Annotated in this window: 13 protein-coding genes; 7 read left to right on the forward strand and 6 right to left on the reverse strand. The window is 57.9% G+C overall.

Annotated features, from left to right (window positions below; all coding sequences use genetic code 11):
- Positions 1-254: 254 nt before the first annotated feature.
- Both AB7828_RS19430 and AB7828_RS19435 read right to left on the reverse strand, forming a co-directional pair.
- Positions 255-3,320, reverse strand: a complete 3,066-nt coding sequence (locus tag AB7828_RS19430) for an efflux RND transporter permease subunit (RefSeq protein ID WP_441230930.1) — start codon at positions 3,318-3,320, stop codon at positions 255-257.
- Complete coding sequence (locus tag AB7828_RS19435) at positions 3,317-4,438, reverse strand: efflux RND transporter periplasmic adaptor subunit (RefSeq protein ID WP_441230931.1); 1,122 nt, start codon at positions 4,436-4,438, stop codon at positions 3,317-3,319. The genes AB7828_RS19430 and AB7828_RS19435 overlap by 4 nt, the downstream gene beginning before the upstream one ends.
- Before the next feature lie 524 nt (positions 4,439-4,962).
- Between AB7828_RS19435 and AB7828_RS19440 the strand changes: the two genes are divergently transcribed.
- The 4 genes from AB7828_RS19440 to AB7828_RS19455 all read left to right on the forward strand — a co-directional run bounded on the left by AB7828_RS19440 (position 4,963) and on the right by AB7828_RS19455 (position 8,418).
- Positions 4,963-5,760 carry a sensor histidine kinase gene (locus tag AB7828_RS19440; protein WP_441230932.1) on the forward strand — a complete coding sequence of 266 codons (798 nt, stop codon included), beginning with the start codon at positions 4,963-4,965 and terminating at the stop codon, positions 5,758-5,760.
- 121 nt (positions 5,761-5,881) lie between these two features.
- Positions 5,882-6,511, forward strand: a complete 630-nt coding sequence (locus AB7828_RS19445; RefSeq protein ID WP_441230933.1) for a response regulator transcription factor — start codon at positions 5,882-5,884, stop codon at positions 6,509-6,511.
- Positions 6,512-6,642: 131 nt separating this feature from the next.
- On the forward strand, positions 6,643-7,278 hold the full coding sequence (locus tag AB7828_RS19450) for a response regulator transcription factor (RefSeq protein ID WP_093757590.1): 636 nt from the start codon (positions 6,643-6,645) through the stop codon (positions 7,276-7,278).
- Between the two features lie 12 nt (positions 7,279-7,290).
- Positions 7,291-8,418: an AI-2E family transporter gene (locus AB7828_RS19455; protein ID WP_244528055.1), complete on the forward strand. Its 1,128-nt coding sequence runs from the start codon at positions 7,291-7,293 to the stop codon at positions 8,416-8,418.
- Between the two features lie 16 nt (positions 8,419-8,434).
- Here AB7828_RS19455 and AB7828_RS19460 read toward each other — a convergent pair whose 3' ends face one another.
- Positions 8,435-9,874, reverse strand: coding sequence for a basic amino acid/polyamine antiporter (locus AB7828_RS19460; protein ID WP_441230934.1), 1,440 nt, complete (start codon positions 9,872-9,874; stop codon positions 8,435-8,437).
- 108 nt (positions 9,875-9,982) lie between these two features.
- Positions 9,983-10,528 carry a hypothetical protein gene (locus AB7828_RS19465; RefSeq protein WP_441230935.1) on the reverse strand — a complete coding sequence of 182 codons (546 nt, stop codon included), beginning with the start codon at positions 10,526-10,528 and terminating at the stop codon, positions 9,983-9,985.
- Between the two features lie 410 nt (positions 10,529-10,938).
- Between AB7828_RS19465 and AB7828_RS19470 the strand changes: the two genes are divergently transcribed.
- Positions 10,939-11,622, forward strand: a complete 684-nt coding sequence (locus AB7828_RS19470) for a hypothetical protein (RefSeq protein ID WP_441230936.1) — start codon at positions 10,939-10,941, stop codon at positions 11,620-11,622.
- 399 nt (positions 11,623-12,021) lie between these two features.
- On the opposite strand, the gene AB7828_RS19475 is transcribed toward AB7828_RS19470, so the two are convergent.
- Together AB7828_RS19475 and AB7828_RS19480 are read right to left on the reverse strand one after the other, a co-directional pair.
- On the reverse strand, positions 12,022-12,492 hold the full coding sequence (locus AB7828_RS19475; RefSeq protein ID WP_441230937.1) for a DUF992 domain-containing protein: 471 nt from the start codon (positions 12,490-12,492) through the stop codon (positions 12,022-12,024).
- Positions 12,493-12,667: 175 nt separating this feature from the next.
- Positions 12,668-14,494 (reverse strand): metallophosphoesterase family protein, encoded by a 1,827-nt coding sequence (locus AB7828_RS19480; RefSeq protein WP_441230938.1) that lies wholly within the window; start codon positions 14,492-14,494, stop codon positions 12,668-12,670.
- A 1,024-nt stretch (positions 14,495-15,518) separates the two neighbouring features.
- Here AB7828_RS19480 and AB7828_RS19485 point away from each other — a divergent pair.
- Both AB7828_RS19485 and AB7828_RS19490 read left to right on the forward strand, forming a co-directional pair.
- Positions 15,519-16,082, forward strand: coding sequence for an HdeD family acid-resistance protein (locus AB7828_RS19485; RefSeq protein WP_231078824.1), 564 nt, complete (start codon positions 15,519-15,521; stop codon positions 16,080-16,082).
- Positions 16,083-16,152: 70 nt separating this feature from the next.
- Entirely contained in the window at positions 16,153-16,704 is a 552-nt protein-coding gene (locus AB7828_RS19490; protein ID WP_089263522.1) for a DUF1269 domain-containing protein, read from the forward strand.
- Positions 16,705-16,764 lie beyond the last annotated feature (60 nt).

Raw genomic sequence — 16,764 nt, forward strand, 5'->3', positions numbered from 1 at the left:
TTGACCGCGAAGAGCGTGCGCACCGATTGTGTTGCGCAGCCTCATACGGTGGCCGCAGGAGCCACGCCGGTGCACGCAAGGCGCGGGCAGATGTAAACAACATCAGGTCCTGCACCGGGCGCCCCTTTCCAACACTAACTATTGGAAAGAAGAGCACATTCGGGATGCACCACGATATCGGGTGATGCCCTAGGTTGAAGACGGGGAGTTACCCTAAGTGCCGAAGCGTCCGGCGTGAAACGGATACGATCTGACTATGCTTGCGCTGATCGGAGCGGCTCCGGCGCCCTCTCTTTTCCCCCGAACCATGCCACATACAATGTGGGCAGAAAGATCAGAGTGAGAACCGTCGCAACCAACAGCCCACCCATGATCGCAAAAGCCATCGGTCCCCAGAACACCGTTGGGGCGATCGGTATCATGCCGAGCACGGTCGACACGGCCGTCAGCATGATCGGGCGAAAACGAGAGCTCGAAGCATCCAACGCGGCGTCCCACACGCTTTTCCCTTCATCGCGTTCGGCGTCGATCTGACCGATCAGGATCACCGCATTTTTCGTGATCATGCCGAGCAGTGCGAGAATGCCCAGAATTGCAACGAAGCCGAGCGGTCGGCCTGACAGCAGAAGGGCGGCGACCACACCGATGAGCCCAAGGGGCGCCACGCTCAGGACGAGAAACAGCCGCTGAAAGCTCTGGAGCTGGATCATGAGGACCGTAAACATGATCAGTAGCATCACCGGCACAACGGCGATGACCGACGCTTGCGATTTCTGACTTTCTTCGACCGTGCCCCCAACAACGATCCTGTAGGATGCTGGAATGGTCTTCGACAACGCGGCAACGGCCGGCGTGAGCGAGCTGACGACGGATTCCGGAATTGCACCGGCGGTGATATCCGTCTGCACCGTCAGGGTCGGGACACGGTCGCGCCGCCAGATCAGGGGATATTCCTGCTCGTATTCGAAAGCTGCAAACTGGCTGAGCGAAACCGTCTGCCCGCCTGGCAGCGGAACTTGCAAATTGCGCAAGTTGGGCAACGAGACGCGCTGGTCATCGACCGCGCGCGCAACGACATCGATCAAATAGATATCATCGCGAACCTGCGTGACCGTGGTGCCTGATATGACCGTGTTCAGCACGCCTGCCAGGGTTTGAGAACTCAGCCCGAGCAACCGGGCCTTGTCCTGATTGACCCGAATACGCACCTGCCTTGCCGGCTCGATCCAGTCGAAATTGACGCCATTCGCCTTGGGATTGGCGGCGATGACTTGCGCAAGCTTGAACGCAATTTCGCGCACCGTGCCTGCGTCAGGACCACTGACGCGATATTGGACGGGCCAGCCGACCGGCGGCCCAAGCTCAAGAGGCGAGACCCGTGTAATCGCATTGGGAAAATCATTTGCCAGAAGCGTCTCCAGCTTTGCGCGGATACGTTCACGCGCTGCGACATCCTTTGCGACGACCACTGACTGGGTAAAGAAATCATTTGGCAGCTGAACATTGAGCGGAAGGTAGAACCGGATAGCACCGCGGCCCACATAAGTGCTCCAGCGCGCAACGTCCGGGTCGCCCTTCAGGGCAGCATCGAATCTCTGTGCCGCTGTCTGGCTGGCATAAATGGATGCGTTTTGCGGCAGACTGACATCGACGAGCAACTCCGGACGATCAGACGACGGAAAGAATTGCCGAGGGATGAACGGGAGAAGAAGAAACGAGCCGACGAAAAGCACCAGCGAGAGCGCGATGGTCAGCCATTTCGACCGCATGGCGAATATCAGGAAGCCGCGATACCACCTGAAAACTCTGCCGGGGGCGTCTGTCTTGCGTTCCGTCGGCGGCTTGAGGATGACAACGCCCATCAGCGGAGCGAAGATCACGGCAACGAACCAGGAGACGATCAGGGCGATACTGACAACGGCAAAGAGGGAGAACGTGTATTCTCCTGCAGAACTCGCGGCAAAGCCGACGGGCACGAAGCCCGCGATGGTCACCAGTGTTCCTGCCAGCATAGCGAACGCGTAGGTGCGAAAGGCAAAGCTGGCGGCCTGAACCTTGTCGTCGCCTGCGGCCAGGCGATTCAGGGTGGCATCCGTGGTGGTCATTGCATCATCGACGAGGAGCGCGAGCGCGATAATGAGTGCGCCGAGCGATATGCGCTGCATGTCGATTCCCGCAAGCTTCATGATCGGGAACACGATGGCGAGTGTCAGCGGTATGGACAGCGCAATGATCAGGCCCGGGCGCACACCGAGGCTGATAAAACTCACCACGAGAATGATGGCAATTGCCTGCAGCAGTGACATCATGAATTCGGAGATGGCGCTCTCGACCGTGACAGCTTGGTCGGCGATGAGCTTCGGTTCGATGCCAATCGGAAGATCCGCCGTGATCGCAGCCATCGCCCGCTTGAGACTCTTGCCGAGCGCGAGAATGTCTCCGCCGTCACGCATCGAGATGGCCAGGCCGATGGCTGGTTCGCCATTAACGCGAAACAAGGGCTGCGGCGGATCGGAATAGCCGCGCGTAATCCGGGCGATGTCACTCAGGCGGATCATGCGCCCGCCAGCAACGAAGTTGATGTCAGCAACATCCTGCTCGGACTGAAATGCGCCGGACACCCGAAGCGATAACGTCTCGTCGCCCGTTTGAATCGTGCCAGCCGGCCTTATGATATTTTGCGTCTGGAGAGCGGACAGCAGTGCGGTGCGGTCGATGCCAAGGCTTGCCAGTTCCTTCATCGAAAATTCAACGAAGATCCGCTCGTCCTGAGCTCCCAGCAACTCGATCTTCGATACGTCGGGGACTAGAAGAAGCTTCGAGCGGATGTCTTCCACATAGTCGCGAAGCGCGCGGTGCGTGAAACCGTCGCTCGTGAAGCCATAGATAATTCCGAACGTATCGCCGAAATCATCGTTAAACCCGGGTCCGACCACCCCTGCCGGCAGCGTATGGCGGATGTCACCAATGTTCTTGCGGACCTGATACCAGGTGTCGGAGACTTGTTTGGCGTTCGCGTTCCCCTGCAGGTTGACGAAGATCGTGGTGACGCCTGCCCGCGTGAAACTGCGCAGGAAGTCCAGATGCGGTGTTTCCTGCAGCTTGCGCTCGAGGCGCTCGGTGACCTGTTTGACGGTCTCCTCAACCGTTGCTCCGGGCCATGCCGCCTGAACGATCATCGTCTTGATGATGAATGACGGGTCCTCGCTGCGACCGAGGCGGAAGTAGGACAGGACACCGAAGATAACGGCAACAATCATGACATAAACCACCAGGGAACGGTGCTTAAGTGCCCATTCCGAGAGGTTGAAGCCGGTCATTGCTCTGACCCAAGAAGACGTATTTTCTGGCCGGGGTGCAGCGCCTGCACACCCGCGGTCACGATGACCTCCCCCGTGTCGAGTCCCTGAGACACCACGACCTGCGCTTGCTCGAAGCGCAAGACGTCCACGTTTCGGATAGAAACCGTGCGACTCGCGGGATCGACAATCCAGACTGCGGGCTGTTGATTGGCCCTCGTCAATGCCGATGCCGGGATCTCGATCATGGGGACGGCATCCATTTCCATGCGCCCCACGACGGTCGCGCCAAGCCGCATGGCCGGCGGCGGATCCGTCAGGCCAACCTTGATTTCAAAGGTGCGCGTGACGGGATCGGCCTGGGCGCCGACCTCACGGACACGACCGTGAGCCGTCACCGCGGGATCGTCCGTCAGGCTGACGGCTATTTGCGGATCGCTCGGTGCCGATCGGAAAAATTGAGCCGGTACGTCAAAGACTGCATCGCGGCCATCTTGCCGCGCCAGCCTGAGAATCATTTGCCCGGCCTGGATAACTTCTCCAGCGCCAGGTCCGACAGCGGTTATGACGCCCGGTGCGTCCACCTTCAGCTCGGTAAAGCTCACCAGATCATGTGCCGTCTTGAGCTGGGCCTCGGCGGCATCGACCTGCGATTGAGCGGTTTGTTGCGCCTGCGTTGCCTGGTCGTAGTTGACGCGGGTGGTCCAGCCCTGTGCAAGCAGCGTCTGCTGGCGATCGAAATGATTGCGTGCCTGGGTCAGTTGCCCCTGCGCGGCCGCGACAGCCGCCTGAGCCTGGCGCAACGTGTTCAACTCATTCTGGGATTCAAGCCGCGCGATGACCTGACCGGGCTGCACCCGATCTCCGGTTTTCCCGTTATTCTCGATCAGCCGACCCGAGATACGAAATGCCAGCGCCACCTCGTCTTCCGCTTCGATACGGCCGGTGAATGAAAGCGGCGCGCCCGCAATGCTCTTCGCAACAGTGACCGTACGCACGGGCCGCACGACAGGAGCAGTCTCAGCAGACTCTCTGCCGCACGCCGTCAGCAGAAACGCCGGGACAATTGTTAGAATAATTATAATCGTTCGATATCGTGTAATTCGACATAGGTAGGCATGACGCGCATACGCAGGCATGAAGAAACCCTCGTTGAGCAAAATTGCACACCAGATTCGCGACCACCTCGCAAAAGCAGGTAGCTGGCTTCTGCCTGCGTGATCGCTTGCCCGCCAATTCTTCTATGACTCGAAGTATTCTGGAGTTGCGGATATCTACCCGGTATCGGGGAAACTACTGATCGCACCAACGATTCTCTGGCGCCGTGCTGAAACTTTCAAACCGCAGCGGGATTCATGCGCCCTGTTGAAGACGACAAGGTTCCTTGTGCAAAGCAAACGCGGCAATTAACTGAAATTACTTCTATTGTTACTTCATATATTTTGAGACTGAGTACAGTCAGTCGCACATCGGACGATCTGGCGACATCTTACTTGACGCCGATTCAATCAAGGGTATTTAGTAAGGATAACTTCGCGCAAGAGAACGATGGCATTTAACCTTAGTGGTTACTCGCCACTCGATCCAAGAAGCATCGGACTACATGATGGCCCACAAGGCTCACGTAGACGAATCGTGTCGAATTCACGTTCGGGAAAAGATCGTGGTTCACGACACTTTCAACGGCACCGCTAGTGCACGAACAAAATTGAAACTTGGCAAATCAGGCCCTGGTAAGCAGCTCTTAGCGCTTCAGGAGGATATGCAGCAGCGGATTGCATCAGACCTTCACGATTCGACTTGCCAGCATCTGCTGGCCGCAAGTTTGAATATGATGCGAATGAGGTGCGCCGTTGCTGGTATCGGCAGCGCCATAAAAATTTGTGATGAGATCGACGCGTCGATCTGTGAGGCTCTTAGGGAAATCAGGGCTTTCACCTACCTCCTGCATCCCCAGAATTTGCTCGACGGCGGATTGAAGTCGGCGATCGAGGAGTTTGTGGTGGGGCTTTCATCGCGGACATCGCTGGAAACGCGTCTCAAGATCGATGCTGCGGTCGACGCATTGCCTAACGAAACGCAACGCTCATTGCTGAGAGTTGTCCAGGAAGCGCTCGCGAACGTCTTCAGGCACGCGAAAGCGACGCAGGTGACTATCTCGATCAAGGCCACAGACACCAACGTCACGCTTCGGATTAGCGATAATGGCTGCGGAATGCCGATTTCTCAGGCGAGAGATCGCCATAAAGCAGTGCCGCTTGGTGTTGGAATTCCGGCCATGAGAGCGAGACTGGATCAGATGGGAGGCACATTTGAGATCCACTCGTCATCCACAGCGGCATGGAGCGGGACCACAGTGTACGCGACTATTCCACGAGCCATCTCGCGCAAAGGAAACAAACCAGCAGATATCCACCAGGGCGGCCGAGGATCGGCGAAGATCCGACCGTCGCATGGCTAAAGGTCAGCTAACGGATGCAGCAATTTGACGCTCAGCGAGGGCAACGAACTCCAAGGGCTGGATCTTCTCGATGAAAGTATTTTGCCGCCCGTAAGGAAATGACATCGGAGTACCGAGGACCATGAAGCAGATTATGATAGCCGATGATCATGACGCGGTGCGAGCTGGAATTCGTGCAATTCTGGAACGACGTCCCGGATGGGAGGTCGTTGGCGAGGCTCGCGATGGTAAAGAAGCCGTTGCTTGCGCCATCGAGAAGCAGCCGGATGTCGCTATCGTTGATTACTCGATGCCATTCATGACCGGCCTCGAAGTTGCGAGGCGGATGAAGGAGTGCAAACTCGCAACAGAGGTGCTCATCTTCACGATGCACGACTCGATCGCGCTCGAGCTACAGGCATCTCAAGTTGGCGTTCGCGCATTCCTGCGAAAATCCGATGCCAACAAAATGCTCCTGGCGGCCGTTGAATCACTGATGCATCACAGATCGTTTCATGCCGGCGAGACTTGCGACACAATGGTCGGATCATCCGACGGAAATATTGGCACAAGCCGATCGCTTTCGCCGCGAGAGAAGACAATCGTTAAACTGGTTGCCGAGGGTTACAGCAACAAGCGTGTAAGCGAGACCTTGAATTTGAGTATCAAAACGACCGAAACCCACCGAGCTGCGGCGATGCGCAAGCTTAACGTAAAATCGACTGCAGGTCTGGTTCGGTACGCCGTACGAAACAATCTAGTAGAAGCGTGATTGCGCAAAAATGGTCGACGGCCTTCACGGATTTGGCAGCCGTGACGCATATCATTTCGAGGCGGTCGTTCTAGCGAGCTGCTTTCGTCAATTGGATATGGCCAGTGGTTCCAACGAATGGGAACGGCACTGTGAAGCAGATCTTGATTGCAGACGATCATGAAGTCGTGCGATCCGGATTGCGCGCGATCGTCGAAAGCCGTGCGGACTGGGCTGTGAGCGGAGAAGCGAGCGATGGCAGGGCTGCGGTCGCCATGATCAGGGAGTTGAAGCCCGATATAGCAATTGTCGACTATTCCATGCCCGTCCTGAATGGTCTGGAGGTGAGCCGTCAGATCAAGTTGCATTACCCCCGGACGGAGGTGCTCATCCTGACAATGCATGAAAGCAATGAAATCCTCACCGAATCCCTCCTGGCAGGGGTACGAGGCTTCTTGTTAAAGTCAGATGCGCGACATCATCTCATTGCAGCGATCGACGCATTACTCAATCACCGGCCTTACTTCACCGGTGTGGTCGTGGAAAAATTGCTTCACGACTACCTGGCCAGCAAGAAGGACAAATCGAAAGTCCTGCTGTCGTTACGCGAGCAGAACGTTGTCCAGCTGATCGCCGAAGGACACACCAACAAGTCCGTCGGCACGGTACTGAATCTCAGCGTGAAAACTGTCGAGGCCCACCGCGCATCCGCCATGCGCAAACTTGGAGTTTCCTCCACTGCCGAACTGGTCCGGTATGCAATTCGCATGAAACTGATTGGACCCTAGCTGCCATAGGAAATGTGGGGGACCATGCCTGAGCCGAGAGTGGATCAAGCCATCCTAGCCAAGGACGTTCGAAGTCAGGATCTTCCGACGGCAGGCGCGAATGCCGGCCGGCGGCTGACCCTCGGTGGAGCACTCGTTATTCTGGGTGTTGCCAGCGGCATCTTCCTCGCCTGGCGCGCATCGTCCAGCCTTCTCATCATATTTGCGGCGATCCTGCTTGCATCACTTCTCGATGCCTGCGCTCGGTCGCTTGGTCGATACATTCCGATCGGGCGCGCGTGGCGGCTAGCCATCGTGATCGTCATCCTGACTGCAGTGGTCGTGCTGGGCACAATATGGGGCATTGGAAAAATCCCCGAGCAGGCCCGGATCCTGATGCGCGTCATGGACGCACAACTGGATGTCCTGCAACAACGCCTGCTGGCTTTTGGCGTGGATCTGTTCGGCCCGGACGGAGGGCGCGACTTCTCCCGCTGGTTTCCCGATCACGACAAGCTCTTTGGCCACGCGCAATCGGCCGTCGGGACCGCCTCGAGTTTTCTTGCCAATACGCTCGTCATCATATTTCTCGGCCTTCTCTTTTCACTCGATCCGCAGGCCTATCGCGACGGCGTCGTATTGCTGGTCAAACCCTCCTCGCGTGAGCGCATGCGCTCTGTTCTGGATGAAATGGGCGCCGTGCTGCGCTCATGGCTCATGGGGCAACTGATCCGGATCGTCCTGATGACCGCCTGCGTGTGGCTGGCGCTCTATTTGCTCGGCCTTCCAAGCGCCTTTCTGCTCGGCCTGCAGGCCGGTCTGTCGAACTTCGTGCCTTATCTCGGCCCGATATTGGCCAGTATCCCCGTGGGATTGGTCGCAATGCCGCTTGGTCCCTCGATGGTGATCTGGGCCATCGGGATCTACACCGTTATTCAATCCATCGAGGGCTATGTGATCGGCCCGCTCATTCAGCGGCGCGCGGTGGAACTGCCCCCCGCATGGACGCTGGTCGCCATCGTCCTGCTCGGCTCTCTGTTCGGCGTGCTGGGAATTGCGCTTGCGATGCCGCTATTCGCGATCGGGCGCGTCGCCGTTCTTCGACTCTATGTGGAGGACTGCCTGGGAGATAACCTGAACGACGGTCCTGACCTTAGGTAGGCGCGGGAAACTCCGACTAGATTGAAATATTGCCCATCGCAAGATTGTAGAGGCCAGCGGCAGCTGCCACGAGGATCGCTCCGAACAGGATCCCCTCGGCAGACGCAAAGACCGTTGCTTTCTGCTCCCGCCGCGCGATCACAAACAGGATCGTGACCGGCGCATAGAGAAGCGCCGAAAGCAGCAGGAAGGTGGGACCGCCTGCGTAAATCATCACAGCCGCGTAGATCGTGGCAAGCGCACCGCGCACCCAGTCGATGGCGCGGCTACGCGGCTCTGTCCGATATGTTTCCCCGGTCCATGCGAGCTTAAGTCCGTATGCCGCGACAAACAGATAGGGAATGAGCGTCATTGAACTCGTCATCTTCAATGCCAACGTAAAGGCATACTCGGCAAAATAAGTAACGAGCAGGAACAGCTGAATCAGGCAGTTGGTAAGCCACAGCGCCCCTGCGGGTACTTTATTGACGTTCTCGCGCGTGAGGAAGCGCGGCATCGTGCCGCTGACGGCTGCGGAATGGAGAACCTCGGCGGCGAGCAATGACCAGGACAGATAATTTCCAAGCACGGAGATCAGCAGGCCGATGCTGATGAATACCTTGCCCCAGGGTCCCACGATCGCTTCCAATACGCCCGCCATCGACGGCGTCGCGAGCGCGCTTAGCTCTGGGCGGAGCAGAATTCCATAGGACAGCATGGTGACCAGGACAAGCAAAGCGAGCACACCGAGAAAACCCAGAACCGTCGCGATCCCGACATCGTTGCGGTCCTTTGCGTAGCGCGAGTAGACGCTTGCTCCTTCGATCCCCACGAACACGAATACGGTGACAAGCATCGTGTTGCGAACCTGGTTCGACACACTGGAAAAGCTCGGCTCCTCACCACCCCAGAAATTATCCGCGAAGACGTCAGCCTTGAACGCAAAAGTGGCAACGATGATGAAAAGGAGTATCGGTATCATCTTCGCGAATGTCGCAATCGTATTGAGTGCGGCAGCTTCCTTGATGCCCCGGAGGATGAGGATATGAACGCTCCAGAGCAGCAACGATGCGGCCGCGATCGCAACGGGTGTGGTGCCGTCGCCAAACACCGGAAAGAACTGTCCCAATGTCGCTTTGATCAGCACAAGACACGCAACATCGGCAAGGCAGCATCCGATCCAGTAACCGGCCGCAGATGCAAAGCCGGCATAGTCGCCGAAGCCAGCTTCAGCATAGGCGAAAATGCCCGTATCGAGATCGGGCCGACGCCGGGACAGCGTCTGAAAGACGAAAGCGAGCATCAGCATTCCGGTGCCGGCGATGCACCAGGCAATCAGGGCGCCGAGACCGCCCGTAGCGCGACCGAATGCCGATGGTAATGCAAAGATCCCGGAGCCGACCATCGAGCCGACCACGAGCGCAATCAACGCGCCGCGCGAGAGCTTCTGATCGGATGAATTGGATGATGTTCCCATTTTTCTATTGAACCTGACGCTCGACGATGAGCGGTCGAATGAAGAAGGACCGGTATTGGCGCAGCAATAGGAGGGCACCGTTTCCGGGTCCCTCCGAGATCGTTCCGGCTATCCGTTTTCACCTTCTGCAGTCGACAACACGGTGTCGTCCTCATCGAGCAGAACAGCCGCCCTGGAAAGCCGGTCAAAGAGTTTTCTGCGAGCTGCAACGGGTGGCCAGGCGTAAAGAAAGATTTCCGAAGGCTTCCAGATCGCAACCCAGCCCAGAATAAGAAAGCTCTCTGACAGAACCCTTGAAAATGGTCCCTCCGTCATTCGCTGAGCGAAGACCCAGCCGAGCAAGAGGCAAATGAAAAGGATCACCATTCCGACGACGAGTGACAGCCGGCCGGTCTTGAATAACTCGCTCAGTTCACGCGAGACGGCCTGACTTCGAAGGCCAAAGTAGTATCTGACGGCGGCAGCGATATCGGATACGTTCGTTTTCCGCAGTTCGTCAGGCGGCAGATAGATGACGATTTCAATTGGGACACGGTCGGAAAACTCCAGCACTCGATCAACGATATAATCCTCAGCCTGTAGCGCGAGATCGGTCTCGCGGAACGGAGACGGATCGAGCGTATCGAAGAGCTGCGATACCTTGCGAAGCTTCATTTCTATTCGCCCGACTTGTGCCCCTTCGGTCGAACGGTTTCTCATAGCCTTTCTCGATCGTCTTCGAGCAACACAGCGTGCTGGCGCGGCCGTCGCAGGGACCGTCCGACGAGCCGAGAAATCCCAGCAGATCATTGACGCTGCCACCAGTACAATCAGGTGTTTCCCCTAGGGCGAGATGCAGATCCAGATTAGGGAACGCCGATTTCGCCGCGTTTGTTGCGTCCAGCGACGCCTCACCCAGGCGGGAAACGAATTGGCACCTGCGAACTCATCGGGAAATCCCCTAGGTCCCCTAAGGTGATCATCCGATATCGCATCGGCCTCACAGAAGCTTAGGCTAGCTTTTTGAAGGAGGCAGCGCCGTTTCGGAATTCGCGACAGCGGACAGAATTACGACTGGATCGCCGATGAGTGAACTGGACCTGCCGCCGAGCCGGGATACTGAGGACATTCGCTTCAGAACGAGAAGTATCGTCCTCAGGCAGCTCCCCTTTCTCGCGATCCTCGCGCTCGCAATCGCGGGCGTGGCCTATACGAATTTTTCAGGCAAACCGCTCATTGGCTATTGGGAGTTCCTCGCCCTCGCAATTGGTGTCGTATGCGTCGTGACTGAATGGACCGAGCTCGACGACAGGCAGGCTCGGGTTCGACTGGTATGGACGCAAGCGCTTCACTGGATCGCGGTTCTTGTTACGATGAACATCATGCTGCTGGCGGGCGTTCAACAGCTTCTGCCTGCGCCTGCGACGAGTCTCGTGCTTTTGATGTTGCTGGCGCTTGGCACTTTTCTCGCCGGGCTGAACCTTATGTCGCTGCAAATGGGCTTTCTCGGCCTCTCGATGGCACTGGCAGTTCCCGCGATCTCCTGGATCAAGCAATCGGCGCTCTTTCTGATTCTGGTTGTGGTCTTCGTAATCGGCCTTGCCATGGCTTTCTGGTCGCTCCGGACGGATACGCGTCGATCTGAGCGAACGGCGTCTTCACGGCCCGCCTCGCGGGGCGATCCGGTTGCCGGTCACGAAGACACATCGGACGAAGATACATCGGACATCGAAGCAGCTCGCCGGCGCCTTGGGCTAAGCGACGATTAGCGGATCTGACAAACCAGGAGGCTGCGTTAGGCGCATGGAGATGCGCAGCTTTTTCATTTAAGAGTTTCCGTGGGAGCGATCCTTGTTGGGAGATGTCATGAAGCGCTTTATTGCTGCAGCAGGTTCGGGACTTATTTTCTTGTGCGCTGCGTTCTCCGCGACTGCAGACCCTCGCGACTCCGTCGAGCGCGGTCAAAGACTGGATTCTGAAGCAATTCGGGACGATGTCCGCACCAACCGCCTGAAGACACCAGCGTCCCCGCTCAACATAGAACAACGGCGACAACCTCAAGGACAGACACTGCACCGCAGAGGGCGACCACGCTTGCACGCCATGCCGCGACCTCCGAGCGAGCGACAATTGCGGCTGCGCCGGCAACAAAAATCAGTTCAGTGACGCTAGCGTAACGTCAGCGTCGCTATGCCCGCGGCAAGGCTCACGCCGATCTGGCGCTCTAGCGACAGTGGCTGGAGCATCACGGTCCTGCGAGATCCCCCGATCAGAACATTCGCGCCCAGACCCGGGCCAAACGCAACACTCCCACTCGCTCCGACGTAATTTCCACGGAGCGTACCCCGACCGACCTGTGAGTTCCGGGCGAAGACCCGCCAGACCAGCGCGCTCGACGGAGTCACCCCGAGATCCAGGCCGATGCGGCGCACCGTTCCCTCATAGATGTACTGCCGTGACGCATTTCGTATCCTGAACACGCATCGCAGTGTCTGGCGTGAACCAATAATTAGGCCAATCCGGGGATTGCTCATACATGTCAGCGTTCCTGCCCTGAATGCGGCAGAGAAAGCCGGCAGCGATGAAACGCAGAGCAAAAGGGATGCGCCGAAAAGTCCAAGCGGGGCCTTCTTGATCATGGGAGCCTCCACTTTCTGCGCGAGAATATGGCAGTGGCTATTCAGCGCCGCAAGATCGCCACGTCAGGCACAACTCACAAGCTGACTCGATTTCGATTCGAATAGTTACGACGCGATGCGGCTCGGCGCGCTTTCCTGGTCGAGCCATTTCTGCCGACGATTGCGAGTGATAGCATTACGCGATCGATGATCTGGCGGTCGCATCCTCCGCCGCATCCGCTCGGTCACTCGCGCCCGCCAGCACATCGATCCGCTCCGCCTCAAGCAAGCAAAGCTGCTCACCCGGCCCGGCCGCAAGCCTGTGAATATAGAAGCGCGTGCAGGCCACATCAGCAGCGGCCATGACCGGTGACGGAGCCGAAATGACCTTCAACGAACCAAAGGTGCCGATCCAGTCGATATGGCGATGCCCGTGCATGACGACGGCCCGATCGGCAAAGGCCTTCAGCCGACGTACAAACCAGCTGCCGTTGATCACAGCCGTGCCGATGCGTTCAGCGAACGCAGTCACTGGCATCGGATACTCCATCAGGTGATGGTGCAATCCGATTATCCAACGCGCTTTCGGGAACTGAGCGATAACGGCCTCCAGCCGGCGGGTCTGCTCGATCGAGACGAGGCCAAGTGCATTGGTGAAGGAGAAATGTGTTTCAGCATTGGAATTGAGTAGCGCTATGCCGAGTCCATTCTCCTCCAGAGGCGGAACCACCATCGGATACAAGTCATCGAAGACCCCACGTAACCGGGCTGCACGCTGCAGACCACCGAGATCCGCGAAGTCGGCCATCTGACGGCGATACGGCGCCAACGCGTCGTTAAGTGTCGTTGTATGACCTTTCGCGTCTTTCACAACAAAAGCACGATCGCCCTGAATGGCAGCGATGGCCGAAAGCGTGCGGACCTGTCGCAACCGTTTGCCCGGACTGAACGGGAGATCCAGTCGCGCCGGATTCGCCCGGTCCACGATGTTGATGTCGTGATTTCCGGGCAGCACGAAGGTGCGCGCCACGAGATCCGGATAGTGCGACAGGACGTCCAGAAACTCCGCCCATTCGGTCGCCCGTCCGGCATCGGTCATGTCGCCGCTGATCAGTACATGGTCGAGAGGATCAACGGCGTGAATGGCGGCCAGCCGCGCCAGCACTTGCTCAAGACGCTCATTCCCCTGCGGCCCGGCGCGCCCGCTTTCAATGCGGAAACCGTATCGTTCGCCGACCACATGGAGATCCGACAAATGAGCCACGCGCCAGATCCTCGTGTGTGCCGGCGCTGCATCGAACGCGACAAGATCCACCGGCTGCGCCATACGGGCATCGGCCAGGCCCCAGACAAGCGATGCGCCGGCAAGGTAGCCGCATATCAGGACTGCGGCATTTGCCAGCGTCGGAATGATCAAACGATGAGGAACACCAAGATCTTCGAGGCTTCCTGTCCAGCGCGAGGCTGGCCACGCCCACATCGCAACCGCTACAGCGCAGATGGAGATGGCGATTCCTGCCGCGGCCGAATTCACCGCGCGGAGCCGCGCCCTTCCATGCACGGTCAGATGTCTTCCCAGCACCTTCTCCGTCAGATGCTGCAAGCCTTCGCGGCCGAAGACATATCCGGGCTGGATGGCAAGCGCGTTAAGAGACCAGAAGTTGGTCTCGGCGAACCGAAACAGAGGCTTCCAGCCGATCCACCCCAGCGCGACGATTCCGATCGCCACCAGGAACGCACCGATCTCCGTCAATACGAGAACCTTGTCCGACAGAGTTGAGAGCCACGCAGAAGCAACCAATGCCGCGAGACCCAACGACACCGCCGGCAATAACAACGATACTGTCCAGGCAAACAGGAGCTTTGGCAGACTGACTTCAACAAGCAGGCTCCCGGCCATTGAGAGCAGGGTTCGCTGTTCAGGGCTGGCGGCATCGTCCTCGATATCGCCCCGGCGCGGGTCGATCGTTTCCCTGTTCCACTCCTTCGTTGGCTCGTCGTCTCCCGCATCCCCTCTCTTCATGGCATCGCCTCTTGTGAACAGGCATGTTCCTGTCACCAGAGTGACGCTATCACATCTTCGACGACATCCGCGCGCGTCAGGGTTTGACCCGATGCAACATCACCGCTCGTATGATGTAATTACCGAAGTATGGCGAGAGATGAGCGCGGCAAATAGAGACAGGTCACTGAAAATATCACTCAATTTCTCGAACATGTTGCGGCATGCAGATCTAATTAGGCGGTTCAAGACTTCTCAAAATTGAGACAGCGAGGCATACCCATATCGAGCGCATCTTCCCGTTCTGATTGACGGACCGCGCCTTTGGTAATATCCATTCGCCCCGTGCGATATCAAAAATCAGGCTGATAAAAAGCCGGAACGGAGTCCCATGGACTCGCAATCGATCGCAACACAGGCTGAACGGCCTGATGTCCCGACTGGGCAATCGATCTGGTCGGAGACTGTTCAAGGGCTGGCGCCTGAAACCCGTCGCCACTTCACAACAGCTTTCATGGGTGAACTATCATTCGCGGCCGCCATTTGCGGGCCCATGCACGTCCGCGCCTCACCGTTGATCTTGCGATGCCGTCGCCATTCGGAGTCGCTACGATTATCGGCTCTGCCGTGCAGTTCCGGTTCCTCCTTATATCCCTGACGTTCCTTTTCTATTCTTGAAAGGAGAAGTTCTATGGAAGCGATGGATCGGCGAAACCTCTTGCAGGGCCTTCTGTTCAGCGCGGTCGCCACGGGCCTTGGCACGAGCGTCTTTCTGACGACTGCCAAGGCCGCGCCAATCCCGCTGCAGAAAGACCTTGCCAACAAGTTGGAGCCCCTCACCGAAAACGCCCAGGTGGTTGTGGCGGGCCGGCCGCCACGCAGGGTCCTTCACCACCCGCATCGATCGTGGCGACGTCGTCGCCGTGTGTGTTGGTGGCGCCATGGTCGCCGCGTCTGCGCTTGGCGCTGATGGCATGAAGCGCATGCGGTGACACGAGCGGCCTCAAATCATAGCGCAAAAGCAGCGCAGGAGCGGGAGGACAAGATGACGACGTATGGCAATAGTTCCTCGGTAAGCGTCAGCGGCTTGTCTTCACCGCCGTTCTGGATATGCGTACTGCTTGGCATCGTTCTGATTTTGGCCGGGCTCCTGATCCTCGGCGACGTCGTTCTCGCCACTGTCATCAGCACGCTGTTCATCGGCTGGACGGCCATTGCCGCTGGCGTGTTCGAAATGATCCATGCGTTCTGGACCAAGGGATGGGGAGGATTTCTGTGGCAGATCCTGCTCGCCATTCTCTACGTCGCATTCGGCATCGTTCTGGTGCAGCAGCCCGTCGCCAGCGCGATCATCCTCACCTATGTCCTCGGTATATTGCTGCTGGTTTCCGGCGTCATTCGCGTGCTGCTTGGATTTAGCCGCTGGAGCAAAGGAGGCTGGATCATGCTGGCTTCAGGACTATTCGGCGTTCTGGCAGGTCTGGTTATTCTGACAGGTTTTCCCAGGACGGGCCTGTGGGTCCTCGGCTCTCTGCTGGCCGTCGACATGATCTCCCACGGTCTGGCGTGGCTCGCTTACGCATGGCAACTGAGAACCAAGGCAGCATAGCGGCAGAAGGAACCATCAACGACGAAGGCCACGTGGCACCATAGAAATCTCTCAGTCAGGAGGAATAGAAATGTCAGATCTCGTTGCGATCATCTATCCATCCGAGGCAAAAGCCGAAGAGGTGCGGCAGCGTCTGTTCAAGCTGCAGAAGGAATATCTGATCACGATCAGCGATGCCGTTATCGCGGTGAAAACGGAAGCCGGTCCGGTCAAGCTGAACCAGTTGATGAATACCACCATGGCCGGTGCGGCCTCCGGCAGCTTCTGGGGATTATTGATCGGCGTACTGTTCCTGAATCCCCTTCTGGGCGTGGCACTGGGCGCCGCATCCGGTGCATTGGGCGGCGCACTGACGGATTACGGCATCAATGACGACTTCATGAAGGAGCTATCGGCAAATCTTCAGCCGGGAAATGCGGCGCTGTTCGTTCTCATCAAGAGCATCACTGCAGACAAGGTGCTCAAGGAAATCCAGGACGCCGGCGGCACTGTGCTGAAGACGTCCCTGGACGATGCCAAGGAGCAGGCGCTCAGGAACGCGCTCGCCAAGGCCACAACCGAGCCCCAGGCTCAGGCAGCACCAGCGGCATCCACGACCACGGCATCCAAGCCCGCTGCCTGAGTTTGCGGGACTGGCATGGGTGCAACAGAAGCGTCCGGCGTAGATATCTGCGCCAATTGC

The sequence above is a fragment of the Tardiphaga sp. 215_C5_N2_1 genome, from assembly GCF_052076055.1.
Taxonomy (GTDB): Bacteria; Pseudomonadota; Alphaproteobacteria; order Rhizobiales; family Xanthobacteraceae; genus Tardiphaga; species Tardiphaga robiniae.

Coding starts and splice junctions, on each gene's coding strand:
- AB7828_RS19430 (WP_441230930.1), bottom strand. CDS start 3,320: ATGACCGGCTTCAACCTCTCGGAATGGGCACTTAAGCACCGTTCCCTG.
- AB7828_RS19435 (WP_441230931.1), bottom strand. CDS start 4,438: ATGCCTGCGTATGCGCGTCATGCCTACCTATGTCGAATTACACGATAT.
- AB7828_RS19445 (WP_441230933.1), top strand. CDS start 5,882: ATGAAGCAGATTATGATAGCCGATGATCATGACGCGGTGCGAGCTGGA.
- AB7828_RS19455 (WP_244528055.1), top strand. CDS start 7,291: ATGTGGGGGACCATGCCTGAGCCGAGAGTGGATCAAGCCATCCTAGCC.
- AB7828_RS19460 (WP_441230934.1), bottom strand. CDS start 9,874: ATGGGAACATCATCCAATTCATCCGATCAGAAGCTCTCGCGCGGCGCG.
- AB7828_RS19465 (WP_441230935.1), bottom strand. CDS start 10,528: ATGAAGCTTCGCAAGGTATCGCAGCTCTTCGATACGCTCGATCCGTCT.
- AB7828_RS19470 (WP_441230936.1), top strand. CDS start 10,939: ATGAGTGAACTGGACCTGCCGCCGAGCCGGGATACTGAGGACATTCGC.
- AB7828_RS19475 (WP_441230937.1), bottom strand. CDS start 12,492: ATGATCAAGAAGGCCCCGCTTGGACTTTTCGGCGCATCCCTTTTGCTC.
- AB7828_RS19480 (WP_441230938.1), bottom strand. CDS start 14,494: ATGAAGAGAGGGGATGCGGGAGACGACGAGCCAACGAAGGAGTGGAAC.
- AB7828_RS19485 (WP_231078824.1), top strand. CDS start 15,519: ATGACGACGTATGGCAATAGTTCCTCGGTAAGCGTCAGCGGCTTGTCT.
- AB7828_RS19490 (WP_089263522.1), top strand. CDS start 16,153: ATGTCAGATCTCGTTGCGATCATCTATCCATCCGAGGCAAAAGCCGAA.